The organism is Falsiroseomonas sp. E2-1-a4, assembly GCF_051433165.1.
In the GTDB taxonomy this organism is placed as follows: Bacteria; Pseudomonadota; Alphaproteobacteria; order Acetobacterales; family Acetobacteraceae; genus Falsiroseomonas.
In genome coordinates this window covers 19,998-32,609 of sequence record NZ_JBHMFS010000015.1, presented here as the reverse complement: position 1 = coordinate 32,609, position 12,612 = coordinate 19,998, and the positions used below count along the sequence as shown (strand labels likewise).

Sequence of the window (12,612 nt, the reverse complement as noted above, 5' to 3'; positions counted from 1 at the left end):
TTTCAACCCGCCTCGGGGGAAAGTTGCTCCGAGGTTGATGCCGGCAGCACGCCTTGCCACCATGGCAGCGATGCGCGCCCCCGATCCCTTCGAACTGAACTTCGCCCGTGGCACCATGCTGGCCTGGGACCCGCCCGCGCCCCGCCCGGGCGCGCCGGCGCTGGTGCTGCTGCATGGCGCGTCCTGCGGCGCCTGGGTCTGGGCGGAGGGGTTCGGCGCGCGGCTGGCGGCGGCGGGCCACGCGGTATTCGCCCCGGGCTTCACCACGCTCCGCAACCGCGCCCCGGCAGGCCTGGCCGATTACGCCGCGGATGCCCGCGCGGCCATCGATTCGCTGCACCGGCGCGTGGTGCTGGTGGGCCATTCGCTGGGCGGGCTGGTGGCGCAGCGGGTGCTGGATGCGCCGGAGGTGGCGGGCCAGGTTCTGCTGGCCCCGGCCCCGCCGGAGGGGCTGGCCTGGGCGAATTGGCGCCTCGCCATGGCCGACCCGCCCTTGTGGCGCGCCGTGGCGCGGATGACGGAGCCGGGTGGGGCGGCAGCGGAAGCCGCGGTGCTGCGCCGCGCGCTGTTCGGCCCGGCGATGCCGGAAGCGCTGGCCCTGCACCACCTGTCCCGCATGGGGGGTGAAAGCCGCGTCGCGCTGCTGGAAGCACAGGCGCCGCAGCCGGTGCCGCCGGCCTGGAGCCTCGGCAAACCCACCGTGGTGTTCGGCGGCAGGCGCGACCCGCTGGTGCCGCCGGATGCCGTGGTCCGCACCGCCGCCTGGCACGCCGCACCCTTTGCACTGCTGGATGGCATGGGGCATGCGATGATGCTCGACATGGGTTGGGAACGCCTGGCGGATCGCCTGGCGGGATGGCTGGAGGAAAGCTTCACGTGACGGAAACGGTCCTGGTTACCGGCGGCTCGGGCGGCATCGGCCGCGCCATCGCGCAGCGCGCGGCGGAGGCGGGCTGGCGGGTGGTGAACCTGGATCTGCGCCCGCCCGAGGCCCCGCTGCCGGTGGAGGATTTCTTCGAATGCGACTTCGCCGATCTGGCCGCGACGCGGGCGGTGCTTGCGCAGGTGGCCGAACGCCACGCGCCGACGCGGCTGGTGAACAATGTGGGCGTGGTGAAGCCGGCTTCCCTGGCCGAAACCTCGGTCGAGGATCTGGCGACGGTGATGGAGGTGAACCTCCGCAGCGCCGTGCTTTCGGCGCAGACGCTGCTGCCGGCGATGCGCGCAGCGGGGTTCGGGCGGATCGTGAACATCGCCTCCCGCGCCGCGCTCGGGAAGGAGCTGCGCACCGCCTATGGCGCCAGCAAGGCCGGGTTGATCGGCCTGGCGCGGACCTGGGCGCTGGAGCTGGCGGCGGACGGCATCACGGTGAACGCCATCGGGCCGGGGCCGATCGCGACCGAGCTGTTCAAGCGCGCCAATCCGGACAACAGCCCGCGCACGCGGGCGATCATCGAGGGGGTGCCGGTGAAGCGGCTCGGCACGCCGGAGGATGTGGCCAATGGCGTGCAGTTCTTCCTGGACGGGCGCAGCGGCTTCGTCACCGGCCAGGTGCTGTATGTGTGCGGCGGGCTGACGGTGGGGCTGGCGCCGATCTGAACCCGTGACGGTCTGAACCTGTGACGGTCTGACCCGGCGCCCTGGAACCCGGCGCCAGCCCGTTCAGGCCAGCGCCGCCCTTTCCCGCCGACTACGCAAGAAATTCCAGACGAAGATCGGCACGGCGATGGCCACACCCACCATCGTCAGCGGCCCGTTCGGCGTGATCGTCATCAGCGCCGCCAGCACCAGGCCGATCTGCGACCCGATGCCCATATGGGTGAAGGCGTAGCCGGTCAGGCCGATGCCCAGCACCAGCACGCCGAGCGCGCAGGTGATGGTGACGAACAGGAAGCTGCCCAGGGTGAAGTCATCCACCATGATCAGCATCACCGGCGCATAGGCGAAGACGAAGGGCACGGTGGCCTTGGCAGCCCCCAGCCGGAACGCCGTCAGCCCGGTGCGGAAGGGGTTCGATCCCGCAATACCCGCCGCGGCATAGGCCGCGACGCAGACCGGGGGCGTGAGGTCCGCGAGAATCCCGTAGTACAGGATGAACAGATGCGCCGCCAAAGGCGGCACGCCGAGCTGGATCACGGCCGGCGCCGCGATCGCCGCCAGCACGATGTACAGCGCCGTGGTCGGGATGCCCGCGCCCATGACGATGCAGATCATCGCCACGAACAGCAGTGTCAGGAACAGCGTCAGCCCCGCCAGGCTGCCGAAGCCCTCGGGCAGGATGTCGAGCAGGGGCACAAACCACTGCGCGGTGCTGGCGGCGGCCTGCGTCACGATGAAGCCGACGCGGAAGCCGGCACCGGTCAGCGTCACCACGCCCACCACCATGCCGACCGCCGCCGCCGCCGCACCGACCGCCAGCGCATAGCGCGCGCCCATGTCCAGCGCGTCCCACAGGTCGCGCAACGTCAGCCGGTTGCGCGGGTTGAGGAAGCCCACGATGACGCACAGTGTGATGCCGACGAAGGCCGCCAGATAGGGCGTGTAGCCATCGACGATCACCCAGACCAGCGCGACCAGCGGAATCACGGTGGGCCAGCCATCGCGCACCGTCGGCCACAGCTTCGGGATCTCCTCCTCCGTCATGCCACGCAGGCCCAGGCGCTTGGCCTCGAAATGCACCTGCACGAAGACGCCCCAGAAATGCATCGCCGCCGGCACCGCGGCCGCGATCAGCAGCGTGGTCAGCGGGATTTCCAGGAACTCGATCATGACGAAGGCGGCAGCCCCCATGATCGGTGGCGTGATCTGCCCGCCCGCGCTGGCCGCGGCTTCCACGGCGCCGGCGAAATGCGGCTTGTAGCCAATCTTCTTCATGGCCGGGATGGTCAGCGACCCGGTGGTGACGGTGTTGGCGATGGAGGACCCGCTGATCGAGCCGAACATGGCCGATGCCAGCACCGCCACCTTGGCCGGCCCGCCCGGATAGCGCCCGGCCACCACGCTGGCGAGGTCGATGAAGAACTGGCCGAGGCCCATCCTTGTCGCGATCACGCCGAACAGCACGAAGTGGAAGACGAAGGTGGCGACCACCTTGGCCGGGATGCCGAAGATGCCCTCGCCGGTCAGGTACACATGGTTGACGAAGCCGGACCAGTCGGAGCCGGGATGCGCCAGCACGCCGGACAGGTGGTTGCCCCACAGCGCATAGGCGATGAAGACGCAGACGATGATGGGCAGGATCGGCCCCATCGCGCGCCGCGTCGCCTCCAGCACCAGCACCACCATGATGGTGCCCATCACCACATCCGTCTCGGATGGGTTGCCGATGCGGAAGGTCAGGTCGTCGAAGATCAGCGGCAGATAGACCGTGGCCGCGATGATCAATCCGGCAAAAATCCAGTCCAGCACCGGCACGCCACCGATGCGCGGACCCACGGACATCAGGCCGCCCGGGAACAGCAGGAAGATCAGGCTGAGCACGGCGGCCAGATGGATGGCCTTGTGCCAATGCTCGGTCAGGATGCCGAAGCCCGCAGTGTAATAGTGGAAGACAGACAGCGCGACGAGCGAGACGGAGACCAGGCCGGCGGTGAAGCCCTTCAGGTCGCGGAACCGCAGTTCGGTATCGACCTCCTTCTCCAGCCGCGCCGCGGCTTCCAGGTCAAGCTTGTTGGGCGCGGGTTGATGACCGCTCATTGTCGGGGCCTCGGGCTACAAGAAATCAGTCAAAACGCAGCGCCCGGCCCGACGCTTGCGCGCGGGCCGGGCGGGGTAGGCTCAGCCGGCGCGGATCAGCGCAGGATGTTGTGTTCGCGGTAGTAGCGCTCGGCGCCCGGGTGGAACGGCACAACGCCGCGGCCGGTCAGCGCGCCTTCCTTGACGATCTCGCGGCCCTTGGCGTGGCCACGGTCCAGCAGGCCGCGGGTGGTGTTCGACCACAGCGCGCGGGTGATGGCGTAGACCGTCTCCTCCGGCACCGTATCGCGCACCGCGAGCACGGCGCCGACGGTCAGGGTCGGGATGTCGGCTTCCAGGCCCTCATAGGCGGTGCGCGGGATGGTGCCGGTGCCGTAGAAGGGCGCGCGCTCGATCACCTTCTGCGCCTCGGAGCCGGTGATCGGCAGGATGCGGCAGCCGGCGCGGCTGCAGAATTCGGTGAAGGCGGCGGCGGGGTAGCCGACCACGGTGAACGTCGCGTCCAGGCCACGGTCCTGCATCCGCTCCGTCCCCTGCGCCTGGTTCAGGAATTCCGCGGTGTATTCGCGGCCCGCGCGCAGGCCATTGGCCTCCAGGATCATCTCCGCGCCGATGCGCGCGCCGCTGGCCTGCAGGCCGATGGCGATGCGCTTGCCGGACAGGTCGGAGAAGCTGCGGATGGTGCTGTCACGGCGCACCACGGCGTGGATGTGTTCCGGGAACAGGTGGGCCACGAAGCGCAGCCGGTCCACCTTCGGACGGCCCTCGAACAGCCCGGTACCGGTGAAGGACCAATGCGCGACGTCGGACTGGGTGAAGCCGGCCTCGGCATTGCCGGACTGAATCAGGTTGACGTTCTGCACGCTGCCTTGCGTTGCCACCGCAACGGCGACCATGCCGGGCACGCCATCGGTCGCACCAGCCGCGTTGCAGGGCGCGCCCGGGGGGCAGGAGATCGCGTTCGCGATGATGCCGCCGATCGGATAGTAGGTGCCGCCGGCCGAGCCGGTGCCGATGCGGAAGAATTGCGGCGCCTGGGCGGATGCCAGGCCGGGCACCAGGGCCGCGCCGGCGGCAGCGAGGCCAAGGCCGCGCCGCGTCAGGGTGAATTCGTTCATTTTTTTTCTGCCTCATTGAAGTCTGCCAGCGTCGACACAGTAGGCAGGGATCGGGGCTTGCGACAACACCCCGGCGACGAGCAGTGGTGGTGCAGCCGGCCCCCTCAGGCCGAGCGCCGCGCCCGGCGGCGGGTGCTGGGCGCCGCCTGCGCCAGGGCGGCAGGTCCGCTGGCATCGGTGGATTGGAAGCGGCGCTTGCCGCCGGCGATATGCGCCTCCCCCGCCGTGCGGGCGGCCATCGCATCGCCCGCCGCTATGGCGGCCAGGATGGCAGCGTGTTCCGCGTTGCTCTCCCGCATGTTCTCCGGCTCCACCAGCGCGCGGCGGCGGAACAGATGCAGCTCGTTGCCGAGGTCCTCGTACAGACGCTGCCCACGCGGGCCGCCGCCCTGCAGCAGCGCTGCGTGGAAATCGAGGTTGGCGGCGTAGTATTCGGTGGCGGCATCGGCGGCCCAGGCCGCCTCCATCCGCTGCACCAGCGCGCCCAGCTCCGCCAATTTCGCCGGCGTTGCCGTGCCGGCCAGGCGGGCACAGGCCAAGCCGGTCAGCGCCGCGCGCAGGTCATAGATCTCCAGCGCCTCCGTCGCGCTGACGCTGCGGACGTAGCTGCCTTGGTTGCGGACGGAAACCACGAGGCCGGAACGTTCCAGCCCGCGCACCGCTTCGCGCACCGGGCCGCGGGAGACGCCGAGGCGCAGCGCAAGCTGCTGTTCGTTCAGCCTTTCCCCGGCCGGCAGGGCGCCCGAGAGGATCATCGCCTCCAGTTCCTGCGAAACCAGGGAGGCGAGCGAGCGCGTCCGCACGATGTCGAGCGCCGTGGGCGGGGATTCGGGCTGGATGGGGTCTTCCTCCATTCTCGAAAACTGGCTTTGGCAAGTGCAGGCTGTCAACAGTTTGCCGCGGGCAAGGCTGATGCTAGACATTGCCTGACCGAAGGAGAAACGCCATGGCCCCCACCGATGCGATGCCCCAGGCATCATCGTCCGCGATGCCCCAGGCATCGACCGCCCTGTCCCGCTTCACCGTCCTCGACCTGACGCGCGTGCGCTCGGGCCCGACCTGCGTGCGGCAGTTGGCCGATTGGGGCGCCAACGTCATCAAGATCGAGATGCCGGAAGGGCTGGACCAGGGCGACCCGATGGGTGGCCCGCGCATGGGCTCCGACTTCCAGAACCTGCACCGCAACAAGCGCGGCATGACGCTGAACCTGAAGGACAAGGACGGCGTCGCGCTGCTGAAGAAGCTGGTCGAAAAGGCCGATGTGGTGGTGGAAAATTTCCGCCCCGACGTGAAGACGCGCCTCGGCATCGACTATGAAGCGCTGTCCGCGGTGAACCCGAAGCTGGTCTATGCCAGCATTTCCGGCTTCGGCCAGGATGGCCCTTATGCCGGCCGTCCGGGCTTCGACCAGATCGCGCAGGGCATGGGCGGGCTGATGTCCATCACCGGCCTGCCGGGCCAGGGTCCGGTGCGCGTCGGCATCCCGATCGCGGACCTGACCGCCGGGCTGTTCGCCGCCCAGGGCATCATGATCGCGCTGCTGGAGCGGGAGGTTTCGGGCAAGGGCCAGTGGGTGCAGACCAGCCTGTTGCAGGCGCAGATCTTCATGCTGGATTTCCAGGCCAGCCGCTGGCTGATGCAGGGCGAGGTGCCGAAGCAGGCGGGCAACAACCACCCGACCAGCATTCCCACCGGCGTCTTCAAGACCAGCGACGGCTACATCAACATCGCCGCCACCGGCCAGCGGATCTGGGAGCGGTGCTGCCAGGCCTTCGGCAAGCCGGAATGGGTGAAGGATGAGCGGTTCGTCAGCGGCGACGCCCGCAGCAAGAACCGCGACGTGCTGAACGAGGGCATCGAATCCGTCACCGTCACCAACACCTCCGCGTATTGGGTCGAGGCGTTGAACGACCAGGGCGTGCCCTGCGGCCCGATCTACAAGGTGGATGAGGTCTTCGCGGACCCGCAGGTGCAGCATCTCGGCATCGCGAAAACCCTGAATGGCGGCAATCGCGGCGAGGTCGCCTATGTCGGCCAGCCGATCGACATGTCCCGCACGCCGTCGAACATCGTGACGCATCCGCCGGCGATCGGCGAGCACACGGATGAAGTGCTGGCCGGTCTCGGCCTGGATGCGGCGACCATCGCCGACCTCCGCGCCCGCCACGTGGTTTGAAGGAGCAGGTAAGATGGACGGCATGATCGTGACGGGTTCGGAGAAGATGCTGGCCCGCAAGGCGGACGGCATCGGCTGGGTGACCTTCAACAACCCGGAGCGGCACAACGCCGTCTCGATGGAGATGTGGGAAGCGCTGGAACGGATCATGGCCGACTACACCGCCGATCCGGCGGTGCGCGTGGTGGTGCTGACCGGCGCGGGCGGCCGCGCCTTCGTCTCCGGTGCCGACATCTCGAAGTTCGAATCCGAGCGCAGCGGGGAGGCCGCGGTGGCCGCCTACCAGGCGCAGACCGCGCGCGCCTATGACGCGGTCTATGACTGCCCGAAGCCCACCATCGCCATGATCCAGGGCCATTGCATCGGCGGCGGCACCGCGCTCGCCGTGTGCTGCGACATGCGCATCTGCGGCGAGAGCGCGAGCTTCGGCGTGCCGGCGGCCAAGCTCGGCCTTGGCTATCCGCTGCATGGCCTCCGCAAGCTGGTCGATCTGGTCGGCCCGTCCTTCGCCAAGGAGATCTTCTTCACAGCGAAGAAGTGGTCCTCCGAGGATGCGCGCGTGATGGGCCTGGTGAACCGCGTGGTGCCGAACGACCAGCTCGAGGCCTTCGTGACGGACTACGCCAAAACCATCGCCGGCAATGCGCCGCTGACGGTGGGCAGCGCGAAGTTCATCATCGGCCAGGCGCTGAAGGATCGCGGCGAGGCCAACGAGGCCGCCTGCGACGCCATGGTCAAGGCCTGCTTCGCCAGCGAGGACTATGTGGAAGGCCGCCGCGCCTTCATGGAAAAGCGGCCGCCCCAGTTCAAGGGCCGCTGACCAAGCTGGGCGCTGGACGGGCGGCGGGGTCCGGTGCATGTGACGGGTTGCGTTACGGAGACCCGCCAATGCCCCGCACCACACGCCGCCTTATTCTCGGCAGCATCCTTGGGACGCCCTTCGTGGCGCGTGCCCAGGGCGCGTGGCGACCGAGCCGGCCGATCCGGCTGGTGGTGCCCTTCGCGCCGGGCGGGCTGACGGACATCCTGTCCCGCGCCGTGGCGGACCGCCTCACCCCGGTCTTCGGCCAGCCCGTGGTGGTGGAGAACCGGGCCGGCGCCGGTGGCAACCTGGCGGCGGAAGCCGTGGCGCGCGCCGCGCCGGATGGCCATGCGCTGCTGGTGGCGACCCAGGGCATCATCGCCATCAACAAGGCGATGTTCGCCCGCCTTTCCTACGACCCGGACGAGGATTTCACGCCCATCGCCATGCTGGCGCAGCAGCCCAACCTGCTGGTGGTCTCGCCCCGCGCATTGCCGGATGTGATCAGCCTGGCGGAGCTGATCGCCAAGGCCAAGGCGACGCCGGGCGGCATGCCCTATGGCTCCAACGGCGTGGGGTCCTTCACCCATCTCTCGATGGAATTGCTGCGCTCCGCGGCCGGGCTGGAAATGACGCATGTGCCCTATCGCGGCAGCGCCCCGCTGCTGACGGATATGGTGGCCGGCACCATCCCCGTGGCCTTCGACGGCCTCGCCACCTCCGCGCCCCAGGTCGGGCCGGGTGGCGCGCTGCGGGCCATCGCCGTGACCTCCGCCCGCCGCTTCCGCGCCATGCCGGATGTGCCGGCGGTGGCGGAGACGCTCCCCGGCTTCGATGCCAGCCCCTGGTACGGCATCTTCGCGCAGTCGAAGCTGGAGGAGCCGATGCTGGCGGCGCTGGAGTCCGGCTTCCGCCAGGTGCTGGAAAGCCCGGACTGGGCGGCGCTGCTGGAACAGCGCCAGGCCGATGCCATGCCGCAGGGCCGCGCCGCCCTGGCACCGCTGATGGCGCGCGAGCGCCGCGTGTGGCGGGATGCGGTGGCGCGCTCGGGCGCCCGCGCGGATTGAGCCTGTTCGAGACGATTCCGGCCGCCTTTGGCGGGCCGCAGGGCGCGGCGGCGGCGAAGGCGCGGCTGCTGCTGCTGGACAGCCTCGGCTGCGCGCTGGCTGGCCTCGGCCATCCGCGCGTCGCCGGCTTCGCGCAGGCGATGCAGGCGGGGTTTCCCGGCGCCTTCGCGCTCGGCGGCGCGCATCTGGCGCCGGCCGGCGCCGCCGCGGTGCTGGCGGCTGCCACCTGCTGGGATGAGGCGAATGAAGGGCTGGCCCGCGCGCATGGGCGCCCTGCCCTGCCTGTCGCGCCGCTCGCTTTGGTGGCGCGCGCGCAGGGCGCCGACCCGGCCCTGGCGCTGGCCGCCTTCGCGCTCGGCTATGAGGTTGCGGCCCGCGCCGGGGAGGCCTGGCGGATCCGGCCGGGGATGCATGTCGACGGGTCCTGGCACAGCCTCGGCGCCGCCGCCTGCGCGGCGCGACTGATGGGGCTGGATGCGGCGGGGGTGGCGCGCGCGGTGCGCCTCGCCGCCTGCCAAATCCCCTTCGCGATGTATGCGCCGATCGCCGCCGGCATGGATGGGCGCAACAGCTACCCGGCGCATGCCGCGCTGCTCGGCCAGATGGCGGCAGCCGCCGCCGCCGCCGGGATGGATGCGCCGGAGGCCGGCTTCGCGGAGGCGCGGCGCCTCGCGCTGGGCCACGAGACGCCAGCGGCGGTGGCCCCGCCTGGCGAGTGGCTGCTGGAGGAGGCGTACCAGAAACCCTTCGCCGGGGTGCGCCACGCGCATTACGCCGCCGCGGCGGCGCTGGTGTTGCGCCCGCGCCTGTCCGGCCCACCGGGGCGCATCACGATCGCCACCTATGCCGAGGCGCTGCGCTATGCCTGCAACCGCGCACCGCGCGCCGCGATCTCGGCGCAGTTCAGCCTGAGCTGGGCGGTGGCCGCCGCGCTGGCACAGGGCGATCTCGGCCCGGCCGCCTATACGGACTCCGCGCTGGCCGATCCGGCGTTGCGCGCGCTGGAGGCGGCGGTGGAATTGCGGGAGGATGCGGCGATGACCGAATCCGGTCGGCGCGGCGCCACCGTCACCATCAATGGCCTGTCCGAGACGATCCACCACGTCACCGGCGACCCCGGCCACCCGATGACCGAGGCCGAGACCATCGCCAAATTCACCCGCTTCGCCACCCCCGCTTTGGGCGAGGCCGGAACCGCCCGCGCCATCGCCGCGCTGCTAACGGACGCCCCGGCGGAGGGTCTGTTCGATGTACGGTGAGACCGAGGTCCTGATCGCCGGCGCCGGCCCCGTCGGCCTGACCCTCGCGCTCGCCTTGACCCATCGCGGCGTGGCGGTGCGAGTGCTGGAGAAGCGGGAGGGTCTGTCCACCGCCTCCCGCGCCTCCACCTTCCATCCGCCGACCCTGGATGCGCTGGAGGAACTGGGCGTGCTGGCGCCGCTGCTGCCGGGCGGCGTGCGGGTGGACCGTATCCTGTGGCAGCGGGTGGATACGGGCGCGCAAGCTGGCATCGACCTTGGCATCCTGGGCGCCGAGACAGGCTTTCCCTTCCGCTGGCACCGCGAACAGCAGGACCTGACCCCTGCCCTGCTCGCCGCCTTGCCCACCGGCAGCGTGCGCTTCGGCGCGGGCGTGACGGCGCTGACGCAGGATGCGGCGGGCGTCACGCTGCGTGCGACGGATGGCAGCACCCATCGCGCCCGCTACGCCGTGGGCTGCGACGGTGCCTCCGGCGCGCTGCGCGGCCTGGCGGGAATCGAGGCCGAGACGAACGACTACGCCCACCGCGTGCTGCGGCTGCTGACGCCGTTGGATCTGCGGGATGTGCTGCCGGGGCTGGACGGGCTCGGCTACCTGTTCGACGAAACCGGCTCCTGCTCCCTGCTGCGGATGCCGGAGAACTGGCGGCTGATTTTTCGCATTGCGCCGGAGATGTCGGACAGGGATGCGATGGCGGAAGCCCATGCCCGCGCCCGCATCGCCCGCTTCCTGCCGGCCGCGGCCGAGATGGAAATCTCGGGCCGCGACGTCTATGGCGTGACCCGCGCCATGGCCACCGCCTATCGTGCCGGGCGGGTGCTGCTGGCGGGCGATGCCGCGCATCTGACCAACACGCGCGGCGGCATGAACATGAATGCCGGCATCCATGACGCGATGACGCTGGCCGCCACGCTGGATCTGGTGCTGGGCGGGGAGCCGGATCGGCTGTTGCAGGACTGGGCGGATGCGCGCCTCGCCGTGGTGCGCGACGCGCTGCTGCCGCGCACCGATAGCCGCGTGGCCGGAAACCCGGCGGATGAGGTGGCGCGGATGGCCGCCCTTTCGCAGGATGGCCAGCGCATCTGGGCGCGGCAGGCCTCGATGCTCGACCTGGCCCGGATCGGCATGCCCCGATGACCTGGCCCGCGCCCCGCCATGTGCCGACGCATCGCATCGGCCTGCTGGCGCCATCGGCCAATCCGGCGGTGGAGCCGGAGATGCGGGATCTGCTGGTGCCGGAAGCCGCGCTGCATGTCACCCGCCTGCCGGTGATGCCGGGCACCACGCTCGAACAGCGCAACGCCGCCTACCCGGCCGCCATGGCCGCCTCGCTCGGGGATTTCGGGGCGCTGGCGCTGGATGCGGTGGTGGTCGGCCTGACCGGGCCGAGCTACGCCGTGCCGCCGGCGGAGGATGCGGCGCTGCAGGACCGGCTATCCGAGACCGCGGGGCGCCCGGTGGTTCTGGCGGCGCGCGCCATCGCCCTGTCCCTGGAGGTCCTGGCACGGCCACAACTGTTGCTGGTCTCGCCCTATCCGGGCTGGCTGACCGAACGCGCGGAGCGCTACTGGCGCGCCGCCGGGCTGACGCTGGTGGACAGCTTCAAACTGTCCGAGACCTTTCGCGCCTACGAGATGTCGCCGGAGGAGGTGGCCGATGGCCTGGCGCGGCTGGCGCCGCCAGCGGATTGCGCCGTGCTGCTGTCCGGCACCGGAATGCCGACGCTGGATGCGATGCAATGGATGCAGGGGCGCATCGGCGTGCCGATGCTGTCCTCCAACCTGGCCTGCGCCTTTGCGGTGTCGCAGCGCCTCGGCCTCACCGCCTGCCCGACGCTGGCGGCCTGCTGCCCGGAACTCGCCCGGGCGCTTTAGCCGGCGGATCGCGCGATTCAGACTTTTCGGCGATTGCGCCTCAAGTCATCGCGCTCAGGCCCTACTTGCCGCGCTGCTTGCGGGCGGCGTAGCGGGCGTCCCGCTTTTCCTTCTGCTCGGCGGCGACCGCCAAGGCGCGAGCCTTTTTCTCGGCATCGAGGATGACGCTGCGGTTCTGCGCGTCGATCTCGGCGATGCGGGCGCGCTGCGCTTCCTCGACGGCCAAGCGCTCGGCCTCGCGGCGCGCGACCGCGGCAGCGGCTTCGGCGGCGGCCTTCTCGGCGGCGATCCGGGCGGCCTCGGCGGCCTTCTCGGCCGCGCGTTCCGCGATGCGGGCGGCGCGGGCATCGGCGATTGCCTTCTGCTCCGCCATCTTCCGCTGGACCTCGGGATCGTCGAGGCGCGACTTCAGCGCCTGGAACTTCTCCGCGGTCTTCTTTCGGGCCTCTTCCGCAGCGTTGCGGCGGTCATTGAAGTCGAACAGTTTTCGTGCCTGCATTTCCCTTATCTACCGCTTGTGCCCCTTTTGTAAAAGGGGGGATCGCTGCGCGTCCGGTGCAGATCTGGCATGGGCGGGCCGCGGCCGGGCCACTTCCCGCCGGGGCATAGCCCCTGCACG

General features: G+C 70.5%; 12 protein-coding genes. 8 read left to right on the top strand and 4 right to left on the bottom strand.

Going from position 1 to position 12,612, the window contains the following annotated elements; all coding sequences use genetic code 11:
- Positions 1–37 precede the first annotated feature (37 nt).
- Complete coding sequence (locus ACFHNC_RS16515; protein ID WP_437170328.1) at positions 38–880, top strand: alpha/beta fold hydrolase; 843 nt, start codon at positions 38–40, stop codon at positions 878–880.
- A complete protein-coding gene (locus ACFHNC_RS16510; RefSeq protein ID WP_437170327.1) occupies positions 877–1,599 on the top strand; it encodes an SDR family oxidoreductase in 723 nt (240 codons plus the stop codon). The genes ACFHNC_RS16515 and ACFHNC_RS16510 overlap by 4 nt, the downstream gene beginning before the upstream one ends.
- 63 nt (positions 1,600–1,662) lie before the next feature.
- Here ACFHNC_RS16510 and ACFHNC_RS16505 read toward each other — a convergent pair whose 3' ends face one another.
- From ACFHNC_RS16505 to ACFHNC_RS16495, 3 genes are all read right to left on the bottom strand, one after another.
- Positions 1,663–3,696, bottom strand: a complete 2,034-nt coding sequence (locus ACFHNC_RS16505; protein ID WP_437170326.1) for a TRAP transporter permease — start codon at positions 3,694–3,696, stop codon at positions 1,663–1,665.
- A gap of 95 nt (positions 3,697–3,791) precedes the next feature.
- A complete protein-coding gene (locus ACFHNC_RS16500) occupies positions 3,792–4,814 on the bottom strand; it encodes a TAXI family TRAP transporter solute-binding subunit (RefSeq protein ID WP_437170325.1) in 1,023 nt (340 codons plus the stop codon).
- A 104-nt stretch (positions 4,815–4,918) separates the two neighbouring features.
- A complete protein-coding gene (locus ACFHNC_RS16495; RefSeq protein ID WP_437170324.1) occupies positions 4,919–5,668 on the bottom strand; it encodes an FCD domain-containing protein in 750 nt (249 codons plus the stop codon).
- 134 nt (positions 5,669–5,802) lie between these two features.
- Between ACFHNC_RS16495 and ACFHNC_RS16490 the strand changes: the two genes are divergently transcribed.
- From ACFHNC_RS16490 to ACFHNC_RS16465, 6 genes are all read left to right on the top strand, one after another.
- Positions 5,803–6,990 carry a CaiB/BaiF CoA transferase family protein gene (locus ACFHNC_RS16490; RefSeq protein ID WP_437170323.1) on the top strand — a complete coding sequence of 396 codons (1,188 nt, stop codon included), beginning with the start codon at positions 5,803–5,805 and terminating at the stop codon, positions 6,988–6,990.
- Between the two features lie 13 nt (positions 6,991–7,003).
- Positions 7,004–7,810: an enoyl-CoA hydratase gene (locus tag ACFHNC_RS16485; RefSeq protein ID WP_437170322.1), complete on the top strand. Its 807-nt coding sequence runs from the start codon at positions 7,004–7,006 to the stop codon at positions 7,808–7,810.
- A gap of 68 nt (positions 7,811–7,878) precedes the next feature.
- Complete coding sequence (locus tag ACFHNC_RS16480) at positions 7,879–8,859, top strand: Bug family tripartite tricarboxylate transporter substrate binding protein (RefSeq protein ID WP_437170321.1); 981 nt, start codon at positions 7,879–7,881, stop codon at positions 8,857–8,859.
- Entirely contained in the window at positions 8,856–10,118 is a 1,263-nt protein-coding gene (locus ACFHNC_RS16475; protein WP_437170320.1) for an MmgE/PrpD family protein, read from the top strand. Before ACFHNC_RS16480 ends, ACFHNC_RS16475 begins: the two co-directional genes overlap by 4 nt.
- Positions 10,108–11,256, top strand: coding sequence for an FAD-dependent oxidoreductase (locus ACFHNC_RS16470; RefSeq protein ID WP_437170319.1), 1,149 nt, complete (start codon positions 10,108–10,110; stop codon positions 11,254–11,256). Before ACFHNC_RS16475 ends, ACFHNC_RS16470 begins: the two co-directional genes overlap by 11 nt.
- Positions 11,253–11,993 (top strand): maleate cis-trans isomerase family protein, encoded by a 741-nt coding sequence (locus ACFHNC_RS16465; protein WP_437170318.1) that lies wholly within the window; start codon positions 11,253–11,255, stop codon positions 11,991–11,993. The genes ACFHNC_RS16470 and ACFHNC_RS16465 overlap by 4 nt, the downstream gene beginning before the upstream one ends.
- 61 nt (positions 11,994–12,054) lie before the next feature.
- On the opposite strand, the gene ACFHNC_RS16460 is transcribed toward ACFHNC_RS16465, so the two are convergent.
- Positions 12,055–12,492: a DUF6481 family protein gene (locus ACFHNC_RS16460; RefSeq protein WP_437170317.1), complete on the bottom strand. Its 438-nt coding sequence runs from the start codon at positions 12,490–12,492 to the stop codon at positions 12,055–12,057.
- Positions 12,493–12,612: the final 120 nt, after the last annotated feature.